Raw genomic sequence first — 24204 nt, forward strand, 5'->3', positions numbered from 1 at the left:
ACTACAACTCGGGCACGTCCTTCGGAACGATGAAGAGTCCCTCGGCTTCGACGGTGATCCCGCGGGCATCCGACAATGTGCCGCGCACTGTCTTCTTGCGACCCGCTCGTTCGACGATCTCGGCGCGAGCGACCAACTGTCCCAACGGAGTCGGCCGTAGGTAGCGGAACTCGATCGTGCCGGTGTAACTCGCCTTGTTGTCGGCGGCAGCGGCTTCACCCAGGACCTGATCGAGGACCAGAGCGCAGACTCCGCCATGAACATGCCCCGGTGGGCCCTCGTAGGCGGCACCGAGGGTGAACTCGGCACGTACGCCGCCGCCGTCGGGCGTCGAATGCACGGGCGGTGCGATCGCGTTGCGCATCCCCATCACAGCGTTGCCCCAGGCCATGCCGACCAGGTTGCTGGTGTAGCGCACGCCGTAGGCGCCGTCCATCTGCTGGGCGCGCAGCGCGTCGACGACGCCCGACACCGTGCGCTGGGCGTCGACGACCACCTCGTCGTCGACCTCGGTGCGGATGACGGCGTCGACGAGGTCGCGCACCGATGCGACCAGCGGCTCGAAAACCGCTCGGCGTCGGGCGATCTCATCGTCGGAGATGTCTTCTAGCGTGAAGTCCACGGGTGGCTCTCTTCGATCGGAAACGACACAGACATGCACAGTCCTGTCAGCGCGTCAGCGGTCCCGGACGGGCGTCGGCCAGAACTTCGTCCCGGTCGGCAGGACTGATCACTCCGCGCGCGATGGCGTCGTCTGTCGATGCCTCATACGCACGCAGATAGTCGTCGCGAGTCGGATAGCGCGTTGCGAGTTCGTCGTCGGATAGCGGTGTGGTGGAGCCGAAGAGCACGCAGATGCGCGGTACGTCGCCGGTGACGACGCCGCTGAGCACCTCGGTCGGTGCATCGACGCATGGTGTGCGAACGCCCCCGAGCACATTCCCGACGTCGTCGCGCACGTAGTGCGGCGATGCGGCGGTGACGTCGACGTCGAGCGGTGCGGAAGTCGGTGGCGGCGTTCCGTTCTCGATCCACTCGCGCAGATGCGCCACCGCTGCGCGCAGCACAAACACCTGCTGGCCGCGGTTGACCGGCTGCGGGCATCCGAGAAGATCTTCGTACTCGCCGATCTGTACGAGATCGGCGTGCGATGTCCCGGCGACCTCCCACGCGCGGAAGACGTCCGTATCCGGTTGTCGCGCTTCGATATAGCGAAAGTCGGTGAGTACATCGGTCTCCGTCTGTACGACGAACACCGGGGTTGTGGCGTCGGAGCGGATCGGTTGCGGTGGCCCCGCGTAGGCGGGGGAGATGTCGATCGGTCTGCCCGGCTCGCCGAGGGGCAGTTGTCCGAGTGGGCGCGAGTGGATCAGCGCCCCATCAATCGCATCGTGTTTCTGTGCGATCCGATTCACGTAGGTTGTCAACGCCATCGCAGATTGCGATTCGCCTGCCGCGGTCACCCAACGCACGTCGAGGCCGACGAGGGGGTGCCGATCGGAATCGTTGTCGCGCAGGGCTTGTGCGATCGCCCCGAACATGTCGTAGCTGTACCCGTCGCCCGGATGATGCAGCCCCGCATAGCGCTCCGGGTCCTTCGCCTCCAGCGAATCGCCCTGGACTCCTGCGGTTCCCGCGCCCGTCGTTTCGAGGTCGACGGAATCTCGGCCACCCGCGATGCCCGTGTACTGCGCCGAGATGCCGACATACGCTGTCCCTGACCGCACCAATTCCTGTGCGACGTAGGTGTATTCGGGTGCGGAGTCGGCGCCGCTGCTGACGTTGAACCATTCGACGACGACGTGACCGTTGAACTGCGCGGCGTCGGGTCGACGTACGAGGATGCGTGTGGTGAACGGTGCAGGTTCGACACCGTCGAGTTCACCGTCTGGTCTTTCGACGAAGCGTCGGGCAATCCCGCTGGCGGCGTACTCGAGTTCGGAATATCCATGGCCGGCGAGGTCTGGGCCGGGGGACGCAGACATCACGCTGGTCTGTCCCGCTCCGCCGGTCAACTCACGGAAAGCGATCGTCGCAGTCATCCCTCGAGGCTAGCCCGGCCTACTCTGCGACTTGCGGTACTTGCTGATCACCTGGCCGAACATCATGTTCATCTTGGTGCCCAGCGGCCAACCGACGTAGTAGCAGAGGAACAGCGCGATCTCTTCGAGCTGCTCGGGCGTCAGTTCTTCGTTGCCGAGCGCGGCGCCCGCCTGGATCTCGGCGACGTCGACCTGTCCGCTCGCGGCGAGAGCGCCGAGCAGGATGAGCCGTCGATCGCGGATACTCAGCGCCGGCCGCGACCAGACTTCGGCGAAGAGTTGATCGGCAGTGTGCGCGAAGTGCAGGCCGGGGCCGTCTGACATTTCCCACCCGTAGACCTGCGACATCAGATCCAGCCCGCGTTTGCGTTGCTCGGTCTGGGCGTCCGGGGTCGAGATTGCGTCGTCGGTCATTTCTCTCCTTCGCTGTGTGGCACGCCGAGACCTGTGGCGAGATCGGCGAGTGCCTCTGTCCCCAAGGGCAGTTCGACGTCGAGAGTGTCGCCGAGGCTCAGCGCGAGCGAGAGATCCTTCTCGCCCAGCTCGCGTACGTGCGTGAAGATGCCGTACCAGAAGTCGTCGGGTTCGATCGGTGCCGTGGTGTCGCGCAGCATGATCGCGCCCGCGCCGCCGGTGATGGCGTCGGTGTGGCGGACCACCTTGCCCAGTTTGGCGACGTCGATGCCCGCTGCCTGCGCCAACCGTGAAGCCTCCGCGGTTGCCGCGAACGAGATGAAGTGCAGCAGGTTGCGAGCGAGCTTCATCTTGGTGCCCGCACCCACGTCGTCTCCCGCGTGGACGAGCATGTCGGAGGTCAGCGCGAAGGGTTCCTTCAGGCGTACGTAGGCATCTCGCGGCCCGCCGACCATCACGGCGAGACGGCCCTGCTCCGCGCCGGGTGCGCCACCGGAGATCGGGGCGTCGAGCAGCGTCACTCCACGTTCGGCGCAGACGGCAGCGAGGTCGACGGCGGTCTCGGGGCTGATCGTCGAGTGGACCGTGAGGATCGTTCCGCGCGCTGCGCTTTCGAGCAGGTCAGTCACTACCGTGCGGACCTGCGCGTCGTCGCGCACACAGATGCCGATGATGTCCGACGACGCCGCGAGCTCCGACAACGACGACGCCGCGCGTGCACCCTGGTCGACGACCTTGACGACAGCATCGGGGGAAAGGTCGAAAACTGTCAGTCCGCCTTGCCATTTCGCCAATCGGCCGGCCATCGGGCCCCCGATGTTGCCGAGCCCGACATAGCCAAGACGGGACGCGGAGTCGGTGGTCATGAGCGGATGACCTGCCCGCCGTCGACATTGAAGATCTGTCCGGTGACCCAACTGGCCTCGTCGGAGAGCAGGAACAGGCACATCCCGACCAGGTCCTCGGGCTGGCCGAATCGCTTGAGCGGCAGACGGTTGACGATGTCGGCGACCATCTCCTTGGGCGTCGTCTCGCGTGTCGCCTCGGTGTCGATCGGGCCGGGAGCGATGGCGTTGACACGGATGTTCTGGCCACCGAGTTCGGTCGCCAACTGCTGCGTCAGCCCGTTGATCCCGACCTTGGCGAGGCCGTAGAAGCCGCTGTAGAGCCATGCGGCGGTGGAGGATTGGTTGACGATGGCCCCGCCGTTGCGCATGTGTCCGTACACCGCGCGGGTGACGTTGAGTGCGCCATCGAGGTTGACGCTCATGAACTTCTTGTAATAGTCCCACGGCACGGTGATGAGGAAGTCGAGCTTCATGCCGCCGTAGATCGCCGCGTTGTTGACCAGGCCGTCGATGGAGCCGTACGCGTCGACCGTTGCGGCAGCGAGGGATTGCGCGGAGTCGGGGTCGGAGACGTCGGTGTGGACGTACCGTCCGCCGATGTCGGCGGCGACCTTCTCGCCTGCGTCGTCGTTGAGGTCGGCGATCACGACGTTCGCGCCCTCGGCGGCGAGGCCGCGGGCGTACGCCTCGCCGATGCCGCCCGCGGCTCCGGTGACGATGTAGGTGCGATCAGTGAATCGTGCGGAAGTCATTGCGCTGCTGTCTCCTTCGAGGTTGGGGGTGGGGTGGGTGGTCTCGACTCGGGTGCTCGCTGCGCTCGCGCCCGCTCGACCAGCGGTGGTGGCGTGCCTGCTCGCGCTGGGGTGGGTGGTCTCGACCGGGGTGCTCGCTGCGCTCGCGCCCGCTCGACCAGCGGTGGGAGCCGCTGATCGAGCTGTTTCCCGCTGATCGAGCTTGTCGAGATCACGCAGGCTCCGCGATGGCCTTGGTCTCGAGGTACTCCTCGAAGCCCGCGACGCCCATCTCGCGGCCGATACCCGATTGTTTGTAGCCGCCGAACGGGACGTCGGCGGAGTACCAGATGCCGCCGTTGATCGACATCGTTCCGGTGCGGACGCCGTCGACGACCCTGTTGATGCGGTCGCGATCGGTTCCCCAGACGGCCCCCGAGAGGCCGTAGGGGGAGTCGTTGGCGATGCGGATGGCGTCGTCGTCGCCGTCGTGGCCGAGAATGACGAGCACCGGGCCGAATATCTCCTCCTGCGCCGTGCGGGACGAGTTGTCGAGGCCGGAGATCAGGGTCGGCGATACGAAGAAGCCCTTGTCCTTGTCGGCGGGTCGTGCGCCGCCGATCTCGATCGTGCCGCCTTCGGTCTGCGCGAGCTCGATGTAGGACTCCACACGCTCACGCTGCGTCGCCGAGATGACGGGACCGCAGATGGTGCCGGGATCGGTGGGGTCGGCCGCTGCGAAGCCGGCAAGCGAGTCGCGCGCCAATGCCGTTGCCTCCGCGAGCTTCTCACGCGGGACGACGAGTCGAGTGGTGATCGCGCAGCCCTGGCCCGCATGCGTCACGACGGCAAACGCGGCCATCGAGACCGCGGACGCAAGGTCGGCGTCGTCGAGCACGATAAATGCCGATTTGCCGCCGAGTTCGAGGAAGACCTTCTTGAGTGTCTCGGCCGCCGAGGCCATCACCTTCTTGCCGGTGGCGGTCGAGCCGGTGAACGAGACGATGTCGACGCGCGGATCGGTCGACAACTGCGCACCGAGGGCGTGATCACTCGACGTCACGATGTTCACGACGCCCGGCGGAAAGTCTGTCTCTTCTGCGATCACCTTGCCGACCAGAGCGGCGCACCACGGTGTATCGGGTGCCGGCTTCAGCACGACGGTGCAGCCCGCTGCCAGCGCCGGTCCGATCTTGGCGAAGTTGATCTGATGCGGGAAGTTCCACGGTGTGATTGCTCCGACGACGCCGACTGCCTCTTTGCGGATCTCGCGAGTGTTCTTGATTCCCATGGGCTTTGCCTCGCCGAGGTCGCGGGTCCACTTGTAGCTCTCCGCCAGATCGGCGAAGTATCCGAGGTCGCGGATGGGCCCCTCCAACTGCGGTCCGTGAGTGAGGAACACCGGGCAACCGACCTCGGCGACGGTGAGCTCGCGCAGTTCGTCTGTGTGGGCGAGCAATGCGTCGCGCAGTTGCCGCAGGCAGTGTGCGCGGAAGGTGGCGTCGCGCGACCAGTTGGTGGTGTCGAAGGCGTGGCGGGCGGCGGCGATGGCCGCGTCCATATCGTCGACGGTCGCGTCGGCCGCCTGGCCGATGACCTCCTCGGTCGCCGGATTGATGACGTCGAAAACGCCGCCGCTGCCGGGAATGAGCTTGCCGTCGATCAGGAGATCCGACGCTGATGCTGGACGAAGAGACATGAACTGGGCTCCAACGCTGACTGGAAGACTATCTGGACAGGTGTCTGGACTCGAGTTCAAACCTAGTGTAGCGTCGGTCACATGTCCAGCCCCGTGTCGCAGGAATCCACGCGTCGCCGACTGACCGCACAGCAGGCCGAGACGGTTGCGCGGCTGACGGACGCCGCGGTCGACGTGCTCAATGCAGACGGTTTCGACGGCCTCACGGTAAGGGTGGTTGCCAAGCGTGCAGGGGTCGCACCCGCGACCGCGTACACCTACTTCTCGTCGAAGAGCCACCTTGTGTCAGAGGTCTTTTGGCGCCGACTGGCCGAAGGAGTACCGGAGGCCGACGCCTCGTTGTCGCGAGAGGATCGGGTCGCCGAAATCCTGCGCAACGTGTCACTCGTGGTCGCGGGCGAGGGGCAACTCGGCGGTGCGGTCACGGTCGCACTACTCGGTACCGACCCCGACGTCGAACACCTGAGACTGCGGATCGGTGGCTTCATCCGGACACGACTCGCGCAGGCGCTCGAGGTCGACGTCGAACATCCCGGTCCGGTTGTCGACGCACTGGAGATGCTCTACGCGGGCGGTCTCGTCCACGCAGGCATGGGACATCTGACCTACGAACAGACATCCGAGCGGCTCGTCGCCGCGGCACGCCTGATCCTGTCGGCGCAGCCCTAGGCGGGTCGCGCCAGGTGCGCGGCTCTGCCCTGAAGGCACGCCCTCGACATGCACATACCGTCAATGGAGGTTCATCGATGACCGAGACCGCAATGGTCGCGGGGATGCAGCAGCAGATTCCTTTCGATCCCTATGCCTACGACTTCCACGAGGATCCGTACCCGACGTACGCACGACTGCGCGAGCAGGCGCCGGTGTACTACAACTCGGACCTGGATTTCTGGGCGCTTGCCGGTCACGACGATGTGCGAAACGCATTCCGCGACAGCACAAATCTGTCCAACGCGTGGGGCGTGTCGATGGACCCCTCGTCGTACGGACCGGACGCACACAAGTCGATGTCGTTTCTCGCCATGGACGATCCCAAGCACATGCGAATCCGCAAACTCGTATCGAAGGGCTTCACCCCGCGCCGGGTCAACGATCTCGCCGGCCGGATCACCGCACTGACACACCATCATTGGAGTTCGTGCCTCGACAAGGGCGAGTTCGATTACGTCGCCGACTTCGCCGGACTGCTCCCGATGGACGTCGTATCGGAAATGCTCGGTGTTCCCGAATCCGACCGCGCGTACCTGCGGAAGCAGTCCGACCTGTTGCTCCACCGCGAGGAGGGTGTCCTCGACATCCCCGAGGCGGCCGTCTACGCCTACCTCGAGTTGCACAAGTACTACTCCGCGCTCATCGCCGAGCGGCGCAGCAACCTCGGCGACGACCTCGTCTCCGCGCTCATCACCGCCGAGATCGACGACGACGAGACCGGCGAGAAGACCACACTGACCGAGGACGAGATCGTCGGATTCATGGTCCTCATGGTGGTCGCCGGCAACGAGACGACCACCAAACTGCTTGCCAACGCGCTGTACTGGGGCTGGCGCAATCCTGATGAGCTCGCCAAGGTGCTCGCAGATCCCGAAGCGGTGCCGCAGTGGACCGAAGAGACACTGCGCTACGACAATTCGACCCAGATGGTGCTGCGCAGAGTCGCTGGAGACGTCACCTACGGTGGGCAGGTCATTCCAGAAGGGCAGCGGGTACTACTCCTCGTCGGCTCGGCGAACCGCGACGAGAATGTATTCGACGACGCGTCGTCGTACCGCATCGGCCGTGACTGCAGCCCGGCATTGATGAGTTTCGGTATGGGAGCACACTTCTGCCTCGGCGCGCATCTCGCGCGGCTCGAGGCGAATATCGGTCTCGCCGAGGTTGTTCGGTCGATTCGCTCGGTCGACATCGACATCTCCAATGCCGAACGTGTGCACTCGGTGAACGTGCGCGGGTTCGCGTCACTCCCGGTGAAGGTGACGGTGCGCTGATGGCACACATACCTCATCCGGAGCGTCGGCCCGTACTGATTGCGGGGGCGTCGTCGGGAATCGGGGCCGCGACGGCCGAATACCTCGCCGCCGCAGGCTATCCCGTCGCCTTGGCTGCTCGACGTGTCGACAAGCTGCAGGAGCTCGCCGACATGATCTCGGGTGCCGGTGGCGAGGCGGTCGCCGTCCCACTCGACGTCACCGACGACGCGTCGGTGCGTGACTGCGTCGCGAAAGCCCAAGCAGCGCTAGGTCCGATCGAGATCGCGGTTGCCGGAGCCGGCGACCTCGACGTCGGGCTCTCCTATGAGATGAGCGAAACGGATTTCGCGTCTCAGGTCGACATTCACCTCGTGGGTGCACATCGGCTCTATCGGAACATCGTCCCCGGGATGATCGACCGCGGCCGTGGCGATTTCGTCTTCATCGGATCCGACGTCGCGGTGCGTCCACGGCCATGGTCGTCGGCCTATGTCGCGGCGAAGACGGGCGTCGACGGTTTGGTTGCCACAGCGCAACTCGAACTCGAGGGCACGGGCGTCCGCGCCAGCATCGTCCGTCCGGGCCAGACCATCACCGGCATGGGTTTCAATCTCGCGCCCGAGGTGATGGAGAAGATGCTCAACTCGTGGATCACCCACGGACTTGCCAGACACGGCAATTTCCTTGCACCAGAACATATTGCCCAGGCGATCTCGGCGATCGTCGGCATGCCGCGCGGTGCGCACATGCGCGTCGTCGAGGTCGAGGCCGAGGGCGCCATCCCCCGCAACAAGAGCGGTGGGGGAGCAGACATGACCGGAGACCAGACGACCGGAGGCACGAAATGAGCACACTGACGACACCGAAACGAGTGTCCGGTGGCGACGGAGAGCACGGACACCTCGACGAACTGGCAGCCGACCCGATCGGACTGTTCTGGCGCGTGCGCGACGAGTGCGGAGACGTCGGGCAGTTCCAGCTCGCCGACCGCGAGGTGGTGCTGGTGTCAGGTGCCGCGGCCAACGAGGACTTCTTCCGCGCACCCGAGGAGGACCTCGACCAAGCGGCGGCATATCCCTTCATGACACCGGTTTTCGGTGAGGGAGTCGTCTTCGACGCGAGTCCGGAGGAGCGATCCAAAGCGATCCACAACGCGGCGCTCAAGGGCCCGCACATGAAGCAGCACGCGGTGACGATTCCCAACGAGGTCGAACGCATCATCGCCCGGTGGGGTGACGAAGGCGAGATCGATCTGCTGGAGTTCTTCGGTGAACTGACGCTCTACACCTCGTCGGCGTGTCTGATCGGCCGCAAGTTCCGTGAACAACTCGACAAGCGGGTCTCGGAGTTGTTCCACGACCTCGAGAAGGGCACCGACCCGATCGCCTACGTCGACATGCACGCCGACATCGAGAGCTTCCGCAAGCGCGACTCCGCGCGGGCGGAGCTCGTCGACTTCATCCAGAGCATCATGAACGAGCGCATTGCGCGCCGCGATGACAGCTCCGATGAGGACAAGGATGATCGCGACCTCATGGACGTGCTCATCCAGGTGGGCTTCGACGCCGACACCATCACCGGGATGTTTATTTCGATGATGTTCGCGGGTCACCACACCACACAGGGCACCGCCGCATGGACCCTGATCGAACTGTTGCGCAACCCCGACTACATGCAGCGCGTCTACGACGAACTCGACGAGATCTACCGCGACACACCGGCGGGCGAGCGACCGGAGTACACCTTCGCTCACACCAGGCAGATGCCGCAGCTCGAGAACGCGCTCAAGGAGTCGCTGCGCCTGCACCCGCCGCTGATCATCCTGATGCGCCTGGTGCAGCAGGACTTTCAGGTCGACGACTTCGAAGTTCGTGCGGGGCAGACGATTGCGGTATCGCCCGCGGTATCGAATCGATTGCCCGACGATTTTCCCGAGCCCGACGCCTTCGACCCCGACCGTTATGTGAAGCCGCGTCAGGAAGATCTCGCCAACCGCTGGACGTGGATTCCCTTCGGCGCCGGCCGACACCGTTGCGTGGGCGCACAATTCGCGATCATGCAACTCAAGGCGATCTTCTCGGTGCTGTTTCAGAACTACGAGTTCGAGATGTCCCAGCCGTCGGATTCCTACCGCAACGACCACTCGAAGATGGTGGTGCAACTCGCACAGCCGTGCCGGGTGCGCTACCGCAGACGGCAGAAGTAGGAGGGCGACATGCGCATCGAGGTCGACCTCGACATCTGCCAGGGGCACGGCATGTGTCAGATGGAGGCACCGGACGTGTTCGAGGCCGAGGTCGATCACGTCGACATCCTCGAACCACAGCCCGACGAGAGCAAACGCGCCGAGGTGGAAGCCGCCGTGCAGTACTGCCCCACCCAGGCCCTGCGGATCGTCGAAGACAGCAGGGCGTGAGAAGCGCAGCACAGCGTGAGAACACAGCGCGACCCGAGAACACAGCGACTTGAGAACACAGCAGTGCCTGAAGAACAGCGAACGAGAGGTGACGTCATGGCATTCGACCGTGCAGAGCTCGAAGAGATGAAGGAACGGTGGCTCGAGGCGAACATCGTCGCCGAGCAGGCCGGTGACTGGAAACCGCTGGCCGACTTCTATACCGAGGACGCCACCTACGGTTGGAACTATGGTCCGGACAAGGACTTCATGGCCGTCGGCCGCGATGAGATCCGCGAGATCGCGCTCGGTCAGGAGATGGAGGGTCTCGAAGGGTGGACCTATCCGTATCAGGAATGGGTGATCGACGACCGCACCGGTTCGATGATCGGCCTGTGGAAGCAGGTCTACGACCGTAAGCGTGAGGACGGGACCCCGTACGCACTCGAAGGCATTCAGGGAAGCTGGTTCAAATACGGCGGAAACTTCCAATTCCGTTGGCAGCGTGACTTCTTCGACTACGGCAATGTGTCGGCGCTGTTCATCGAACTGCTGAAGGAGAACGCGATGAGCGACGGGATGCTCAAGCGGATCGAAAAGGCCACCGGCGACCAGCCCGGCTGGTATCCGTTCGGCAAGGCGCCCGTCGAGTTCTGGTGATTCACGAGATGTCAACAGCCCGCACGTACTCGGATCTCACCGCTCCGCAACTCGCGACGATCGTGCCTGAACTCCTGCTGTCCGGTCAGTTGATCGACCGCAGCGGAATGGCCCATCTCATCAGTGCTTTCGGTCGGGAGACAATGGCGCAGATCGCCATTGAGGAGTGGATGGCCGCGAGCCCCGTCTACACCCATCGCATGCGGGACGCGCTCTGCGTCGATGGCGACGGTGTTGCCGACATGTTCAAATGCCTGCAACTCGACATCGGTGCGCCGCCGCAGTTCATGGACTTCCGCTACGAGATCGACGACGAGTACCACGGCTCCTTCGTGCTCAATCACTGTGGGGCACTGATGGATGTCGAGCCGCTCGGCGACGACTACGTGACCGCGATGTGTCACGACATCGAGGACCCGACCTTCGACGCCACCGCCATCGCGACGAATCGTCGGGCGCGGATCAGGCCCATTCACCGGCCGCCTCGCAGGCCGGCCGACCAACACCCGCACTGCGCATGGACCGTGACAATCGAACCAGAACGCGACGAGCTTCCACTGCCACCCGACGCCGAGGAGATGTTCACCAGACGAGCGGCATCCGTCGAGTTGAGCGCGATCGACACGACCGCGACGGACGGGCGCGTCGACTATCGCGGAGACCTGTGTGACGACCTCCAGTTCCGCGAATGGTCGCATACCGCGCTCGTCCGGATCGCGGAAGAGGTTGCGCTGCAGCATCAGTTGCTCGCCCTTGGCTTCCTCGTGTCATTGCGTCGCTATGCCGACAGCCCCGAACAGGTTGACGAGATCTATCGCAAACAGCTGACCGGTATCGCCGGCCTGGCGGCAGATCGACTGCGCAGCGCATTGGCGCTCGCCCCCGACGCGCAGGGTTTGGCCACCGTGATCTCGCTGATCCCCGTGCTCGGACCCGTGCAGTACACCGGCGTGACGGCGCGGGTCGTCGGAGATGGTGTCGTACTGGCCATTCCGCATGAGTCCGACGCACGATCCGATGGCGGTTGGCTCACACTGTTCGACGCCGAGCACCTCGAACCACTGCAGGCGATCGCCACGGGTGTCGACGCGCACTGGAACGTCGAGGCCGTCACCGACACCGGCCACGCCCTTGAGGTCACGTTCGCGCTCACCGACGACGAACGGTCGGAGTCCGGCGAGGTGGCCATCGCACGATTCAGTTCCGGTGCCGCATGGGAGTTCGTCGATAGGGGTCGGTCACTACCTATCACTCCGATCGGCAGTCCGGTCTGATGGTCGCGCACTGCGCTATCGAGATCTGATGGCGGCCGACGTCCCGATCGACGCGCACCTGTCCGGGCGCGTCGCGATCATCGCGGGCTCGACGCGGGGGATCGGTCTGAACGTCGCGTATGCCCTTGCAGGGCGCGGGGTCTCGCTGGTGGTGAATGGCCGCGACGCGAGAGCCGTCGACGACACGGTCGCCGAGATCACGGGTGGCGGTGGCTACGCGGTGGGTGTCTGCGGGTCAGCGGGCGACGAGGGCGTCGCCGAGCGCATGGTTACGGCGGCACTCGATGCGTTCGGCGCACTCGACATCGCCGTCAACTGTGCCGGCATAGCCGAACCCGCGGGGTCGACGATTCTGACCATCACGCCCGCCGAGTTCCGCGAGCAGGTCGACGCGCATCTGATGAGCGCCTTCTTCCTGACTCAGTCTGCTGCACGGGTTTTCGTCGGACAGCGGTCGGGATCGATCGTGTTGACCGGCTCGGCCGCGTCGTTGGGAACGTTCGGCGGAAGTGGCTATCCCGCGGCGAAAGGCGGCGTGAACGCTCTCGCGCTCGCCGCGTCGGGCGATCTGATGAGTTCCGGAGTGCGCGTCAATGTCGTGATGCCCGGAGCGAAGTCGAGACTGTCGTCGGGACCGGACTACGTCAGACACATCGAAAGCCTGCATGCGAGAGGCATACTGGACGACTTCACCCGCGACGCGGCGCTCGATCCGGCACCGCCGGAATACGTTGCCCAGCTCTACACATTCCTCGCGAGCGATGCCGCCGCCAAGATCACCGGCCAGATCTTCACGGCGTCGGGGGGTTTCATCGGTCGATACGATCCGCACCAGCCGACGTTTGTCGCCTACCGCGACCATAAAGACACGGAGCCATACAGTTTGGCGGAGTTGGCCGGTCTGCTCTCCGAGTGAGTGTGTCGAGAAGATCGGTATGGGGTTTGCGCCCGATTGCGGCACAAACCCCATACCAACTCGGCATCTACGAGATCAGTTCGCGGAACCGACGAGCGGCGGTTCGGTTGCGGTGGGACCGTGCGATTGCGGATCGTCGTAAGTCCTGCGCGGGCGACGCAGATAGACCACGGCCGCGAGGACGAGAAGAAGGAGTCCGACGATCCCCAGTGCGATCGGCGTCCAGAAGAACGTCGTGCGCAGAGTCTGACGCGCGTCCCTGGCGTCGTTGGCGAGCGCCGTCAGTGTGGCGTCGTCGAATCGTAGGTCGGCGTTGATCGCGTCGACCTTGAACGAATCATCGGCTGACCGTGCGTAATACGCGTGCGGGGTGGTGTGTGTGTCGACGGTGGTGCCGCTCGTCGGCTCGACCCACATGTCGCGGGTGTTGCTGTAGAAGAGCTTCATGGTGACCGGCTCCGTGGCTCCGCCGGGGATGCCCCACTTGAATGCGGGCATGGTGATCTGAGTCTGCTGGTTGACGCCGTGCGTCTGTGTGGTGTCCACCCCTGTGACCTCGCCACGGAAGTGATAGGTCTTGACGCCGTTGATCTCTCGTGTGTCGTTGACGTACTTCATGGTGATCGGGGTGTGCCCGCGGAGCTCATAGAGCGTGTGGTCCGACTTGTCCGTGCCGATGGGGAAGGTGAACAGTGTTCCGGCATAACTGGACTCGTTCGACGGTGTTGTCGCAGGCGCGGTGATCAGGGTCGGTTCGGGACTCGACGCGACCTTGTATGTCGTGCGATCGATCGTGCCCGCCAACGTATCGAGTCCGAACACTCCCGCCTGGCCTGCCACGTCGGACCGGCGACTGGTCACCGTGGTCGTGGTGGCCGCCGTGTCGTCGGTTGCACCGGGTGAGCTTTGGTTACGCGTGATGATCTCGATGGGCACGTCGGCGGTGGTGGCGACCGGCGTTGCCGTGGTGAACGATGCCCTGTCGATGAGTGTGCCCTGACCAGCCAGTACCGCGGTGCGGTCGAGATTGGTGGGGAACAGCGCGGTGTTGCTGCGGATGACGGTCGGCAGAAGTGCCGCGACGACGAGACAGACGACGCCGAGCAGGCCGAGGATCGCGGTCAGGAGAGTCCGCTTCTTACTCATGTGATTTCCTCATCTCGAGGTGGGCTGAGCCGGCGGATCACCGCAGAAGGCTCAGGTGACTAACGAAGTGCAATGTGGCCGGGGTCACATTGAGCGAATAGTGTCATACAGGGCTCTATGAGGTGTGGCGATCCGGGAAAGACATAGATAGATCTATGTGATCGTGATTTCGTGGCCGAGGTGAGGCCGTCGAATTCGCTAGTATTCGAAAGATGGTTGTCAGTGCCAAAGGGACGCGGCTGAACAAGCGGGGTATCGAGACCCGCAGACAGGTGATCGACGCCGCGATCGACGCGCTCGCCGCAGCCCGTGGCGGAGACCCGGTGAGCGCGAATCTCGTTGCGAGACAGGCGGGTGTCACCTGGGGGACCATGCAGCACCAGTTCGGAGACGTCGACGGACTGTGGGCCGCGGTGCTCGACCACATCGTCGACGTCTGGCAGCCTGCACCCGATCCGCTCGACGCCACGATGTCGGCGCCCGAGCGGATCGAGATCATGGTCGAGCGATTCTGGCGCGCACTCGCGGCCAGGGAGGGACGCGCGGTGGAAAACCTGCGGCAGATGCTTCCGGGCGACCCCTCGGCTCTCGAAAAATCTTATCCCGCAACGGCGGCGGCTATGGCGGCATGGGAGCAGCGGTGGGCGGCGGCGTATGCGCGCTTCTTCGACGGACTCGACGTCGACGCGACCAAATCGCAACGGGTGCAGTCATTTCTGCCAGGTGCCCTGCGAGGGTTGTGGTCGGAATCGAATCTGTCGACCTACACCGACGTCGAGGCGGGGCGTCGTGGACTTGTCGAGGCGATCGTCGCGTACCTGTGCTGATGCCCGAATTCCGCGGAGCGGCGCTCATGCCGGTCGCTCGGTGGGCTCGCCGGCGCGGCGTCGACGCTGCTCTGCACGCTCGATCCAGTACCGTGCGCCGTCGGCTATCGCCTCGGTGACCGGTCGCGGTTGCCATCCGAGTTCGCGAACCGCTTTGTCGTGGCTCATCTCTGGAATGCAGTGCATCAGACGCACCGTACCGATGCGCAACTTGCCCGGGGTACGGGTAAGTGTCGACTTCGCCGACCCGACCGCGCCGGCGGCATAGAGCGCGGCGCGGCCCAGCACAGGTCTGGGCGCGGCACGTCCAGCGGTTGTCGCTGCAACACGGATGACCTCGCCGAGATCGATCGACCGCTCCGAAACGATGTAGCGTTCGCCATTGCGTCCATGCTCCGCAGCGAGGACGAGCGCGTCCGCTGCATCGTCGATACCGACCGACTCACAACGCATTCCACGTATGCCGAAGGGCAGCTTCCCGAGTGCGGCGCCCGCGACGAACGACCCGTGGGGGGTGGGTACGACATCGCCTGCGCCGTAGGTGTTCGAGACGCACATCGCGACGAGCGGTACGTCGTGCTCACGCGCATAGCTGAGTGCGAGTCGCTCAGCGGCGACCCGCGACCGCACATAGTCTGTTGCCCTGCGGTCCCAGTTGAACTCAGTGGCCTCGTCCGCAAGACCGGACTCGGGTATTCCGATCGTCGCCATCGTGCTGGTGAAGACAAAGCGGCGCAGTGAAATACGTGCAGCAACCTCCAGTACGGAGCGGAGGAGCTCGACGTTGGTCTCGTACAGCGGTGCGGGGTCAAGGAGCCATGCCCGGGTGTCCACGGCACAGTGATAGACGTCGGTACACCCCGACATCGCATCGGCGACTGAGTCTGCGTGATTCAATTCCCCGACATGTCGGTCGACGTCGAGGTCGTCGATCGTGCGTGTGTCGCTGCTGGGGCGCACCAGGATTCGTACGTCTTCGCCCGATTCGACCAACCGACGCGTCAGCGTCGAACCGAGGAATCCGCTCGCCCCGATTACCAGGCTGGTCATCTCAGACGCTCCGGGTCGAGATCGGCGACGGCTGCCGCCGTGCGTTCGAGCATCACACTGAACATCGTGTCACCTCTGTCGGTTGGTTGTGCCGCTGCGGCGCCGAAGACGATGATCAGCGGAGCCTGGATGAGGTTGTCGACGTAGTCGCGCCAGCAGTCGTCGAATGTGTAGTCGAGGACGCTCGACTGGTTGCCGGGTGTCGACAGCGCAGCGCCCCATGCGCGCAACGCGTGGTGGTAGTCGGTGACGATGCGTCGCTCATGCACTCTGCGGTCGTCCGGGGTGAGACTCGTCGCGAGAAGAAAAGCGATGTCGCGCAGCGGATTGCCTGTGGTGATCGTCTGCCAGTCGAGTATTGACAGCGACCCGTCACCACGGAGCATGACGTTGTCGGCGCGCAGGTCGCCGTGGATGAGCGCGAAGTGCTCAGCAGGTGTTCGTATCCACGGACCTGCGTCGCGGACGAGCCAGTCGACGACCGACGACTGCGCAGCGTTCAAGGTGAAACGTGAACGGAACACGTCGGTCATCGGGTCGAGGAGTGACTCCATCACGTCGCAATCGTCCGGCGTCGGGAGGGGAAAGTCGTCGAGCAGTGTTGTGTCGTCCCAGCGCGGACCGTGCAACCCGGCGGCCGCAACCGCGACAGATCGGACCTCGTCTGCACTGCACCCGGCGATCTGATCGCCTTGGCGACCGTCGGCGATGTCTTCGAGGAGCAAGACGAACTCACTTCCCGAATCGGAACAGATCGTTGCGAATACCGCGGGCGTCGGCACCCGGAAGGTCGAGACGAGTTCGCGATAGAAGCGGACCTCGTTTCGGAAAGCGCCGGAGCCGAACTCGCGCTGGGCGGCCGGTCCCGTTGCCAGCTTGGCCACCATTGTGTCGGGAAGGCGGCACGGCGTTGCATAGCGCAGCGCGAGGCGAAACGAACTCGCCATCTGTCCGGTTCCGACGGGCGTTGCGTCGACTTCGACAACCTGTGCGTCGTCGTAGCCGCGTGCGCGGAGCAGAGCGGTCAGCCAGTCGGGGGTGACGTTGCTGATGTCCGTGGGTATTTCGGCGGGTAGGTGAGTGGTCACTGGCCTGCTCCCCGCGGTGTCATCCGTCCTGGATTCGCGGGCAGCTCACGCATGGCAGGCGGGCGCTTCGCGCGGTAAGCGTCGATCACCGGCGCCAGCTCGGTCGGGGTCGCACCGTGCAGGATGACAGAGTCGACGCCGAGGTCGAACTGCTTGGCTATCGCTGTGGCGCGGTCGGACGACGACCCGACGGCGCTGTCGGCGACCCAATGTTGCGGAATCGCCTGCGCGAGTTCGTCGAGCTGTTCGGCCGTCGCGGTGGCGTCGATGGGTCCGGTGGCGTCAGAGAATGCCGACGTCGCGCGAACACGATCGAGATCCGCTGTGCTCCAGCGGTTTGTGCGCATCAGTGCATCGGGGTAGCCCTGCAGGTAGGTGGCGAGACGGCCGTAGAGCCTGCGTAGCCGGTCCTCGTCCGCGAGCTCGTCGCCGACGGTTGCCAACACCGACCAGATCCGAATCGTGTCCGGATCGCGGCCCGCACGTCTGGCCGAATCGCGCACGGTGGCAACTGCGTTCGACGTCGCGGCGTCGTCGAGAAAGGTGTGCAGGACTACGCCGTCGGCGATACGTCCTGCCAACTCGAGAGTCCGCTGGCTCATGGTCACCAGCAGAATGGGCACGGACGCCACGGTGACACCGAGATTCAGCAGTGGATAGGAGCCTGCGGGGCCGTCGTGGCCGACGATCATCTCGCCGCGCCAGAGTCGACGCAGCACGTCGGCGATATCGGCCAACTGTGCACCGGTCACGTCGTCGATTCCGAGGATCTGCCATTGCGCGGCGATACCCCTCCCCAGGCCGAGTGCGAACCGGTTGTTGGTCAGCTCGGTGAGGGTTGCGGCCATCGTGGCGGTGATGATGGGATGCCTGGTGTTGTGATTGGTTGCGGCAGTAGCGATTCCCATGCGGGTCGTCGCTGCACCGAGTGCTCCGCTGAGGACGGCGGCATCCTTGATGTTGAATCTTTCGGACACGAACGCGGTGCCGAGCCCGATGCGCTCCGCCAACCTCGCCTCATCGACGAGGTTGGCAGGGCTGACCGGATGCTTCGAGAGTGCGTAGTAGCCGAGTTCGGAGAGCATGGACTTCTCCGCAAGCATCGGTGTCACCGCCGAGATGTCACACGCTCGCGGGCGACGCCGCACGGTATTCCGTGCCGCGCGGTTCGCGTACCCACAGGGTGTCGTCGCCCGCGCTCAAGCCTTCGTGTTTGAGCTGGCGTTTGACGATCTTGTTGGTTGCCGTCGTCGGCAGGTCATCGGCGATCCGGACGTACCGAGGCCATGCTTTGGGTGACAGATCAGGCTGTGCTGCAAGGAATTGCGCGAACTCGTCGGGGGCCAGGGAACTGCCGTCGGTGAGAATGACGGCAGCCATGACCGCATCGCCAACCTGATCGTCGGGAACCGCGTAGACGGCGACCTGACTGATGTCAGGCAGGCGGAGAAGGATTCGCTCGATGGGGCCCGCCGTCATGTTCTCGCCGTCGACACGCATCCAGTCGCCGGTTCGGCCCGCGAGGTAGAGCCATCCGTCGCCGTCCTTGTAGGCGAGGTCGCCTGACCAGTACATGCCGTCGCGGAGTCGCTCCGACGTGGTCGCGGGGTCGTTGTAGTAGCCGGTGAACATGCCTGCGCCGTAGGTGTTCACGATCTCGCCGATCGCGTCGTCGGCGTTGACGAGTGCACCGGTGTCGTCGAATTGCGCTGGTGGGCATTCGGTTCCGGTTGCGGGGTTGTAGACGGCGACGCCTGGGAAACCCTTGCCGACGGAGCCGCGCGGAGTTCCGGGTTCGCGGGTGATGATGATCGCCAACTCGGTGGAGCCGAACCCGTCCCAGACCTGGCAGTCGAAGCGTCTTGCGAAGTCGTCGATGTCGCGGTCGGTGGCTTCGTTGCCGAACGCGGCGCGCAGTGTGTTGTCTGCGTCGTCGGGTTGCTCGGGAGTCGCGAGGATGTAGGCGAGAGGTTTGCCGACGTAGTTCATGTAGGTGACGCCGTAGCGCCGGACGTCGTCGAGGAATCGTGACGCAGAGAATCTGGCGGGCACCATCGCCGCGCCGGAAACGGCTGCGACGCAATAGCCTCCGAGGAGCGCTGCGGAGTGGAAGAGCGGCATCGACAGGTAGCAGATGTCGTCGGACGTGATGCCGAAGCGCTCGGCCAGGGGCGGCCCGGCGAAGGGAACGAGCATGTGCGCCAACTGAACCGGCTTCGGGTTGCCGCTCGTGCCCGAGGTGAAGATCAGCATGAAGGGGTCGGTCGCGGTCGGTACCGAGTGCGGGGTCAGCTCTCCCGCGTCGGCGAGAAGTCGGGGCCACTCGGCGGATGATGTGTTGATGACCTCGACTCCGGGGAGGTCGAGGCCGTCGAGGAGTGGAAGGTGCTCGGCGTCGGTGAGCAGGATCTGGCAGTCGCCGCGCACGATGTCGTTGGCGAGAGCCTCGCCGCGTCGAGTGTTGTTGATCCCGACCGTCACGTACCCGCCGAGTGCGCCTGCGGCGAGCGCGATGAGCATCGCGGGACTGTTGTCGAGCAGGACGCCGATGTGCATCGGGCGCTCGGTGTCGGCGCGGCCGAGGACGGTGGCCGCGGTGCGCCGCGCGTCGTCGAGGTATTCGCGCCACGTCCAGCGACTGTCGTCGTACAGGATCGCGAGGGAGTCGTCGTTGTCACGGTCGATCAGGAGTTCAGTCACGGTCTGCGCCATGCGCCAAATCTAGAACCTGTTCTACGACGAGGTATACAGATTCGAGAAATTGTCTACCAACGCGTGGCGACGCCTCGCGACGTGGTGGTCAGCGCGAGATGGTGCCGCTTCCGGGACTCAGGGTGAAGGTCGCGCCGCCGCGTCCGACGACGCTCGTGGTGAACGAGATCGGTCCCGGCCCGGTCCGTAGTGCGGGGCTGAGCGCAGGCTTGCCCTCCTTGCACGCCGGGAATGTGGTGGTCCCGGACTTCTTGGTGGCCGTGTTGTGCCACTCGAACCCGACGACAGCTGAGCGCAGGCCGGCGGTGCAGGCGTTGCCCGGCATCGGCTCGAGCCATACGCGCAGGGTGTCCGGGTCGGGCGACGCCGCCGCGATCGGGGCGACGAACGCCGCAAACGGGACGTCGCCGCTGGTCGCGATGCCAGCGTTCGGGGTCTGCGAGATCGACGACGCCGGGATCTGCGGATCGGCCGCCGGCGCCGCGTGCGCGGATCCGGCCGTGGCCAGGAGCGTCGACGCTGCCGCTAGTCCGACGGCGGTTGCGAGCGCAGCGCGATGAATTGTTCGTCCCACTGGTATCACCAGCCCCTTCTGTCACAGTTGGGATCTACGGTACCAGCGCGCGGCCCGCGGCGGCAGGGGGCGCTTGGGGTGGGGCGAGGGCCTGGCCGCCCGCGGTGCCTGCGTGCAGAAAGTAGGGGAAGGAATCCTTCCGCGGGTCTCGTACCTTTTCTCGAGACGTTGCGCGGGGAAACGTCGGGGGGTCGGGGAAAGAGTCCTTCCCCTACTTTCTGACTGACTTGCGGCCGCGCGCCCCGGGTCGACGCGATACGCGCATACGGCGCAGAAGTGTCGGATTCGCGGCATCTGCGGGTGAGATGGCTCACCGATCGTGGCAGAACGTCGATTCAGGGGAGAACAGTGGAGATGTATTACTTCGCATGTCTAATTATCGTCCATTGTTCGGAGGTTGTTGATGTCCACCCAGCTATCCACCGATCCTGCTGCCGCGGTGTCGGCGCAGAGCCCCGACTCCGACGTCGCTGCCCGCCTCCTGGAGGCGATGTCGGTCGAGGGTGCGCTTCGAGTTCTCTATGAGGGGTACGCCGACCGTCCCGCGCTCGGATTCCACGACGCGGATCGCGAATCACGCTGGTCCACAGTAAGTTTCCGTGAGCTCGGTAGTCGGGTTTCGGTTGTCGCATCGCTCCTGTGTGACGCGGCCGGTGTCGAGTCCGGTGATCGGGTCGCCACGCTGGGGTTCACCAGCGCCGACTACACGGCGGTGAGTCTGGCAATTCTCGGTCCACTCCACGCTGTCGAGGTGCCGTTGCAATCAGGGGCCGCAGATTCCGTGTTCGCCGACATCCTCGACGAGACCGAGGCCAAAGTCCTTGCGGTGTCGACGAACTCGCTGTCCAGAATCACCGCACTGATCGAGAAGGGCTTGCGCGCCGACCTCACGCATCTCGTCGTCTTCGACGTCTCCGAAGCCGCACTCGATGCCGTCGAGAGTGCGCGCGCTGTAGCGGAGCCGCTCGGAATCTCAGTGCACCTCGTGCAATTCGACGACGAGCCGTCGGCGGCGTACGACGCCCAGGCGGCGCCGCAATCGAGCGTCGAGGCACAACCCGACGACCTTGCCCTGCTGATCTACACCTCCGGCAGCACCGGCGCCCCGAAGGGTGCAATGTACACGCAGGACGCAGTGCTTCGGTTGATCCGACAGGGATTCGGCCTCGAAACAGACCGTGCCACAGACGAATACGCCGCGAGCGAAGACCACGCCTGGGTCACCCTGAACTTTCTGCCGATGAGTCACGTGATGGGCAGAGCGACGCTCATGCGAACGCTCGGCAACGGCGGAACAGCCTATTTCACCGCGCGGCCCGACCTGTCCGAGCTCCTCGACGACCTCGCGGCCGTCGCGCCGACCGAACTGCATTTCGTGCCGCGTATCTGGGAGATGCTGCACCAGCAGTATCTGTCCGAAATCGAGGGCGCCGAGACGGATTCGCACGCCGACGTCCTGACCGCGATGCGGCGCAGCTACTTCGAACGCGCACAACTCGCCGTGACCGGCTCGGCGCCGATCTCGCCCGAGGTCGTCGACTTCGTCGAAAGCATGCTCGACGCTCCGCTTGTCGAGGGCTATGGATCGACCGAGGCGGGTGGCGTCATCCGCAACGGGGCGGTGATCCGGCCGCCGGTTCTCGACTACATGCTCGTCGACGTTCCCGAACTCGGTTATCGCACAACCGATACCCCGCACCCGCGCGGCGAACTGCTCGTCAAGACCACCGACATCTTCGCCGGCTACTATCGTCGACCGGAACTCACCGCGGAAATGTTCGACGACGAGGGCTTCTATCGAACCGGCGACGTCATGGCAGAAACCGGACCCGATCAGCTCGTCTACCTCGACCGTCGGAACAACGTGTTGAAGTTGTCGCAGGGCGAGTTCGTGACGGTTGCGCGCGTCGAAAGCGCGCTGACCTCACCGCCGATCCGTCAGATCTACGTGTACGGCAATAGTTCACGCCCGTACCTGCTGGCCGTCGTCGTGCCAACCGATGACGCCGTCGACGCCGCTTCCGACGACGGGGAACTACACGCGACGCTGTTGCGGGCTGTCCGAGACATCGGGGAGCGCAACGGCCTTGCGCCGGTGGAGATCCCGCGCGACATCATCGTCGAACGTACCGCGTTCTCTGAGGCCAACGGCCTGTTGACCGGGATTCGCAAGCTCGCGCGGCCTCGCCTCAAGGAGGCGTACGGTCCCGCTCTCGAAGACCTGTACCTGCATCTCGCACATGCTCGCGCCGATCGGCTCCGCGATGCGCGGGCATCTGCGGCGGGCAGGCCGACGCTCGATGTGCTGATCGACATCGTCTCGGCCACACTCGATCTCGCCGAGAATGAGGTGACTGCGCACTCGAAGTTCACCGATCTCGGTGGTGACTCGCTGACCGCCGTCACCCTCGGGAACACACTTCGCGACATCTTCGACGCGCAGGTCTCGGTCGGTGTGCTGACCAGTCCGTCCTCCGACCTCGCGGCCATCGCCGACTACATCGACGGACGGGAGGGCGATGCGCGCCCCACGGCAGACACCGTGCACGCCGACCAGCGGCACCTGCGTGCCGACGAGCTCACCGTCGACGCCTTTCTCGACGAGGCGACACTGGTAGGAGCGTCGAGCGTGCCGGCCGCCGACGAGACCGTGTGCGAGGTATTACTCACCGGAGCAACCGGATTCCTCGGTCGATACCTCGCCGTCGAGTGGTTGCGGCGCGTTGCACGCGTCGACGGCCACGTGACCTGTCTGGTCCGTGCCTCCGACGACGAGACCGCCCGGCGACGCCTCGACGCGGTCTTCGATGTCGGCGACGGCCCGCTGCGCGCCGACTACTTGCGGTTGGCGCCAGACCACCTGACAGTTCTCGCGGGTGACAAGGATTCACCGAATCTCGGACTCGACGACCAGGTGTGGAACCGGCTTGCCGCCGATGTCGACCTGATCGTCGACCCGGCCGCACTGGTCAATCATCTGCTGTCCTACCGGGAGTTGTTCGGCCCGAACGTTTCTGGAACAGCAGAGCTCATCCGCCTCGCGTTGACGACGACTCGCAAGCCTTACGTCTACATCTCGACCGTCGGGGTAGCTGACCAGGTCGGCTCCGCGGAGTTGTTGGAGGACACAGACATTCGTGAACTCAGCGCGACGCGCGTGGTACACGACGGCTACGCGAACGGCTACGGCAACAGCAAGTGGGCGGGGGAGGTGCTGCTGGCAGACGCGCACGACCGTTTCGGGCTGCCCGTCAGCGTGTTCCGATGCGACATGATCGTGGCCGACGACAGCGACCTCGGCCAGCTCAACCTCCCGGACATGTTCACGCGCCTGCTGATGAGCGTCATGGCAACAGGCCTCGCACCACGGTCGTTCTACCGGCTCGACGCCGACGGCGGTCGGGGAGCAGCGCATTACGACGCACTGCCCGTCGACTTCCTGGCCGCGGCTATCTCGGCTCTCGCGGTCGGCGACGGTCATGTCACGTACAACGCCGTCAATCCGCACTCCGACGGGATCGACCTCGACACGTTTGTCGGCTGGCTCACCGAGTCCGGCGAAGAGATCGCACTCGTCGACGACTACGACCACTGGTACCGACTCTTCTCCGACGCCCTTGCCGATCTGCCGGAGAAGCAACGTCGACACTCATTGATCCCGCTGCTGCACAACTACGCACAGCCGGTCGAACCTGTCGACGCCGGTGTGGTGAACGCGCCGCTTTTCGCCGCGGCGGTTCGTTCGGGACAGGTGACCACAGCGACGGCCGAATACGCCGACATCCCGCACATCACGTCGCAAGTTGTCGCCAACTACGCGCGCGGGCTGCGAACACTCGGGGTCATCTGAGTGTGATCGGA

22 protein-coding genes are annotated in these 24204 nt (G+C 64.8%); 10 read left to right on the plus strand and 12 right to left on the minus strand.

Going from position 1 to position 24204, the window contains the following annotated elements; translation table 11 throughout:
• Nucleotide 1 precedes the first annotated feature (1 nt).
• The 6 genes from ABW18_RS09430 to ABW18_RS09455 form a co-directional block, all read right to left on the minus strand.
• Nucleotides 2-622, minus strand: a complete 621-nt coding sequence (locus ABW18_RS09430) for a PaaI family thioesterase (protein WP_049698748.1) — start codon at nt 620-622, stop codon at nt 2-4.
• 46 nt (nt 623-668) lie between these two features.
• Nucleotides 669-2042, minus strand: coding sequence for an alpha/beta hydrolase domain-containing protein (locus ABW18_RS09435; protein WP_049698749.1), 1374 nt, complete (start codon nt 2040-2042; stop codon nt 669-671).
• A 9-nt stretch (nt 2043-2051) separates the two neighbouring features.
• Complete coding sequence (locus ABW18_RS09440; RefSeq protein WP_049698750.1) at nt 2052-2456, minus strand: carboxymuconolactone decarboxylase family protein; 405 nt, start codon at nt 2454-2456, stop codon at nt 2052-2054.
• Nucleotides 2453-3322, minus strand: coding sequence for an NAD(P)-dependent oxidoreductase (locus ABW18_RS09445; protein WP_049698751.1), 870 nt, complete (start codon nt 3320-3322; stop codon nt 2453-2455). Before ABW18_RS09445 ends, ABW18_RS09440 begins: the two co-directional genes overlap by 4 nt.
• On the minus strand, nt 3319-4056 hold the full coding sequence (locus ABW18_RS09450; protein ID WP_049698752.1) for an SDR family oxidoreductase: 738 nt from the start codon (nt 4054-4056) through the stop codon (nt 3319-3321). Before ABW18_RS09450 ends, ABW18_RS09445 begins: the two co-directional genes overlap by 4 nt.
• A 211-nt stretch (nt 4057-4267) precedes the next feature.
• Nucleotides 4268-5734, minus strand: a complete 1467-nt coding sequence (locus ABW18_RS09455; protein ID WP_049698753.1) for an aldehyde dehydrogenase — start codon at nt 5732-5734, stop codon at nt 4268-4270.
• Nucleotides 5735-5815: 81 nt separating this feature from the next.
• Here ABW18_RS09455 and ABW18_RS09460 point away from each other — a divergent pair, with 81 nt between their 5' ends.
• The 8 genes from ABW18_RS09460 to ABW18_RS09495 all read left to right on the plus strand — a co-directional run bounded on the left by ABW18_RS09460 (nt 5816) and on the right by ABW18_RS09495 (nt 12946).
• Nucleotides 5816-6403, plus strand: coding sequence for a TetR/AcrR family transcriptional regulator (locus ABW18_RS09460; protein ID WP_049698754.1), 588 nt, complete (start codon nt 5816-5818; stop codon nt 6401-6403).
• Between the two features lie 77 nt (nt 6404-6480).
• Complete coding sequence (locus ABW18_RS09465; RefSeq protein ID WP_049698755.1) at nt 6481-7719, plus strand: cytochrome P450; 1239 nt, start codon at nt 6481-6483, stop codon at nt 7717-7719.
• Nucleotides 7719-8549 (plus strand): SDR family oxidoreductase, encoded by an 831-nt coding sequence (locus ABW18_RS09470; RefSeq protein ID WP_049698756.1) that lies wholly within the window; start codon nt 7719-7721, stop codon nt 8547-8549. Before ABW18_RS09465 ends, ABW18_RS09470 begins: the two co-directional genes overlap by 1 nt.
• Complete coding sequence (locus ABW18_RS09475; RefSeq protein WP_049698757.1) at nt 8546-9907, plus strand: cytochrome P450; 1362 nt, start codon at nt 8546-8548, stop codon at nt 9905-9907. Before ABW18_RS09470 ends, ABW18_RS09475 begins: the two co-directional genes overlap by 4 nt.
• Nucleotides 9908-9916: 9 nt before the next feature.
• On the plus strand, nt 9917-10117 hold the full coding sequence (locus ABW18_RS09480; RefSeq protein WP_049698758.1) for a ferredoxin: 201 nt from the start codon (nt 9917-9919) through the stop codon (nt 10115-10117).
• Between the two features lie 96 nt (nt 10118-10213).
• Nucleotides 10214-10756, plus strand: coding sequence for a Cif family virulence factor (locus ABW18_RS09485; RefSeq protein ID WP_049698759.1), 543 nt, complete (start codon nt 10214-10216; stop codon nt 10754-10756).
• An 8-nt stretch (nt 10757-10764) separates the two neighbouring features.
• Nucleotides 10765-12030 (plus strand): hypothetical protein, encoded by a 1266-nt coding sequence (locus ABW18_RS09490; RefSeq protein WP_049699022.1) that lies wholly within the window; start codon nt 10765-10767, stop codon nt 12028-12030.
• A gap of 28 nt (nt 12031-12058) precedes the next feature.
• Complete coding sequence (locus ABW18_RS09495; RefSeq protein ID WP_049698760.1) at nt 12059-12946, plus strand: SDR family NAD(P)-dependent oxidoreductase; 888 nt, start codon at nt 12059-12061, stop codon at nt 12944-12946.
• A gap of 75 nt (nt 12947-13021) precedes the next feature.
• On the opposite strand, the gene pgfA is transcribed toward ABW18_RS09495, so the two are convergent.
• A complete protein-coding gene (gene pgfA / locus ABW18_RS09500) occupies nt 13022-14092 on the minus strand; it encodes a cell envelope lipid trafficking protein PgfA (protein ID WP_049698761.1) in 1071 nt (356 codons plus the stop codon).
• Nucleotides 14093-14304: 212 nt separating this feature from the next.
• On the opposite strand from pgfA, the gene ABW18_RS09505 reads away from it, so the two are divergent.
• Nucleotides 14305-14919 carry a TetR/AcrR family transcriptional regulator gene (locus tag ABW18_RS09505; protein ID WP_049698762.1) on the plus strand — a complete coding sequence of 205 codons (615 nt, stop codon included), beginning with the start codon at nt 14305-14307 and terminating at the stop codon, nt 14917-14919.
• Nucleotides 14920-14943: 24 nt separating this feature from the next.
• Here the strand turns inward: ABW18_RS09505 and ABW18_RS09510 are convergent, their stop codons facing one another.
• The 5 genes from ABW18_RS09510 to ABW18_RS23150 all read right to left on the minus strand — a co-directional run bounded on the left by ABW18_RS09510 (nt 14944) and on the right by ABW18_RS23150 (nt 20343).
• On the minus strand, nt 14944-15969 hold the full coding sequence (locus tag ABW18_RS09510; protein ID WP_049698763.1) for an NAD-dependent epimerase/dehydratase family protein: 1026 nt from the start codon (nt 15967-15969) through the stop codon (nt 14944-14946).
• Nucleotides 15966-17057 carry a phosphotransferase family protein gene (locus ABW18_RS09515; RefSeq protein ID WP_049698764.1) on the minus strand — a complete coding sequence of 364 codons (1092 nt, stop codon included), beginning with the start codon at nt 17055-17057 and terminating at the stop codon, nt 15966-15968. Before ABW18_RS09515 ends, ABW18_RS09510 begins: the two co-directional genes overlap by 4 nt.
• Entirely contained in the window at nt 17054-18160 is a 1107-nt protein-coding gene (locus ABW18_RS09520; RefSeq protein ID WP_049699023.1) for a TIGR03857 family LLM class F420-dependent oxidoreductase, read from the minus strand. Before ABW18_RS09520 ends, ABW18_RS09515 begins: the two co-directional genes overlap by 4 nt.
• Nucleotides 18161-18179: 19 nt before the next feature.
• Nucleotides 18180-19769, minus strand: coding sequence for a fatty-acid--CoA ligase FadD1 (fadD1, locus tag ABW18_RS09525; RefSeq protein WP_049698765.1), 1590 nt, complete (start codon nt 19767-19769; stop codon nt 18180-18182).
• Between the two features lie 88 nt (nt 19770-19857).
• Nucleotides 19858-20343, minus strand: a complete 486-nt coding sequence (locus ABW18_RS23150; RefSeq protein ID WP_235434340.1) for a hypothetical protein — start codon at nt 20341-20343, stop codon at nt 19858-19860.
• Between the two features lie 403 nt (nt 20344-20746).
• On the opposite strand from ABW18_RS23150, the gene car reads away from it, so the two are divergent.
• Nucleotides 20747-24193: a carboxylic acid reductase gene (gene car, locus ABW18_RS09535; protein WP_049698767.1), complete on the plus strand. Its 3447-nt coding sequence runs from the start codon at nt 20747-20749 to the stop codon at nt 24191-24193.
• The last annotated feature ends 11 nt before the right edge of the window (nt 24194-24204 follow it).

Source organism: Gordonia jacobaea, from assembly GCF_001186365.1.
Taxonomy (GTDB): domain Bacteria; phylum Actinomycetota; class Actinomycetes; order Mycobacteriales; family Mycobacteriaceae; genus Gordonia; species Gordonia jacobaea.

What these genes read in the sequence shown, in the direction of transcription:
- ABW18_RS09450 (WP_049698752.1), bottom strand. Translation starts at nt 4,056, where the DNA reads ATGACTTCCGCACGATTCACTGATCGCACCTACATCGTCACCGGAGCC.
- ABW18_RS09455 (WP_049698753.1), bottom strand. Translation starts at nt 5,734, where the DNA reads ATGTCTCTTCGTCCAGCATCAGCGTCGGATCTCCTGATCGACGGCAAG.
- ABW18_RS09520 (WP_049699023.1), bottom strand. Translation starts at nt 18,160, where the DNA reads ATGCTTGCGGAGAAGTCCATGCTCTCCGAACTCGGCTACTACGCACTC.
- pgfA (WP_049698761.1), bottom strand. Translation starts at nt 14,092, where the DNA reads ATGAGTAAGAAGCGGACTCTCCTGACCGCGATCCTCGGCCTGCTCGGC.
- ABW18_RS09495 (WP_049698760.1), top strand. Translation starts at nt 12,059, where the DNA reads ATGGCGGCCGACGTCCCGATCGACGCGCACCTGTCCGGGCGCGTCGCG.
- ABW18_RS09435 (WP_049698749.1), bottom strand. Translation starts at nt 2,042, where the DNA reads ATGACTGCGACGATCGCTTTCCGTGAGTTGACCGGCGGAGCGGGACAG.
- fadD1 (WP_049698765.1), bottom strand. Translation starts at nt 19,769, where the DNA reads ATGGCGCAGACCGTGACTGAACTCCTGATCGACCGTGACAACGACGAC.
- car (WP_049698767.1), top strand. Translation starts at nt 20,747, where the DNA reads ATGTCCACCCAGCTATCCACCGATCCTGCTGCCGCGGTGTCGGCGCAG.
- ABW18_RS09465 (WP_049698755.1), top strand. Translation starts at nt 6,481, where the DNA reads ATGACCGAGACCGCAATGGTCGCGGGGATGCAGCAGCAGATTCCTTTC.
- ABW18_RS09470 (WP_049698756.1), top strand. Translation starts at nt 7,719, where the DNA reads ATGGCACACATACCTCATCCGGAGCGTCGGCCCGTACTGATTGCGGGG.
- ABW18_RS09440 (WP_049698750.1), bottom strand. Translation starts at nt 2,456, where the DNA reads ATGACCGACGACGCAATCTCGACCCCGGACGCCCAGACCGAGCAACGC.
- ABW18_RS09510 (WP_049698763.1), bottom strand. Translation starts at nt 15,969, where the DNA reads ATGACCAGCCTGGTAATCGGGGCGAGCGGATTCCTCGGTTCGACGCTG.
- ABW18_RS09480 (WP_049698758.1), top strand. Translation starts at nt 9,917, where the DNA reads ATGCGCATCGAGGTCGACCTCGACATCTGCCAGGGGCACGGCATGTGT.
- ABW18_RS09475 (WP_049698757.1), top strand. Translation starts at nt 8,546, where the DNA reads ATGAGCACACTGACGACACCGAAACGAGTGTCCGGTGGCGACGGAGAG.
- ABW18_RS09460 (WP_049698754.1), top strand. Translation starts at nt 5,816, where the DNA reads ATGTCCAGCCCCGTGTCGCAGGAATCCACGCGTCGCCGACTGACCGCA.
- ABW18_RS09445 (WP_049698751.1), bottom strand. Translation starts at nt 3,322, where the DNA reads ATGACCACCGACTCCGCGTCCCGTCTTGGCTATGTCGGGCTCGGCAAC.
- ABW18_RS09490 (WP_049699022.1), top strand. Translation starts at nt 10,765, where the DNA reads ATGTCAACAGCCCGCACGTACTCGGATCTCACCGCTCCGCAACTCGCG.
- ABW18_RS09485 (WP_049698759.1), top strand. Translation starts at nt 10,214, where the DNA reads ATGGCATTCGACCGTGCAGAGCTCGAAGAGATGAAGGAACGGTGGCTC.
- ABW18_RS09505 (WP_049698762.1), top strand. Translation starts at nt 14,305, where the DNA reads ATGGTTGTCAGTGCCAAAGGGACGCGGCTGAACAAGCGGGGTATCGAG.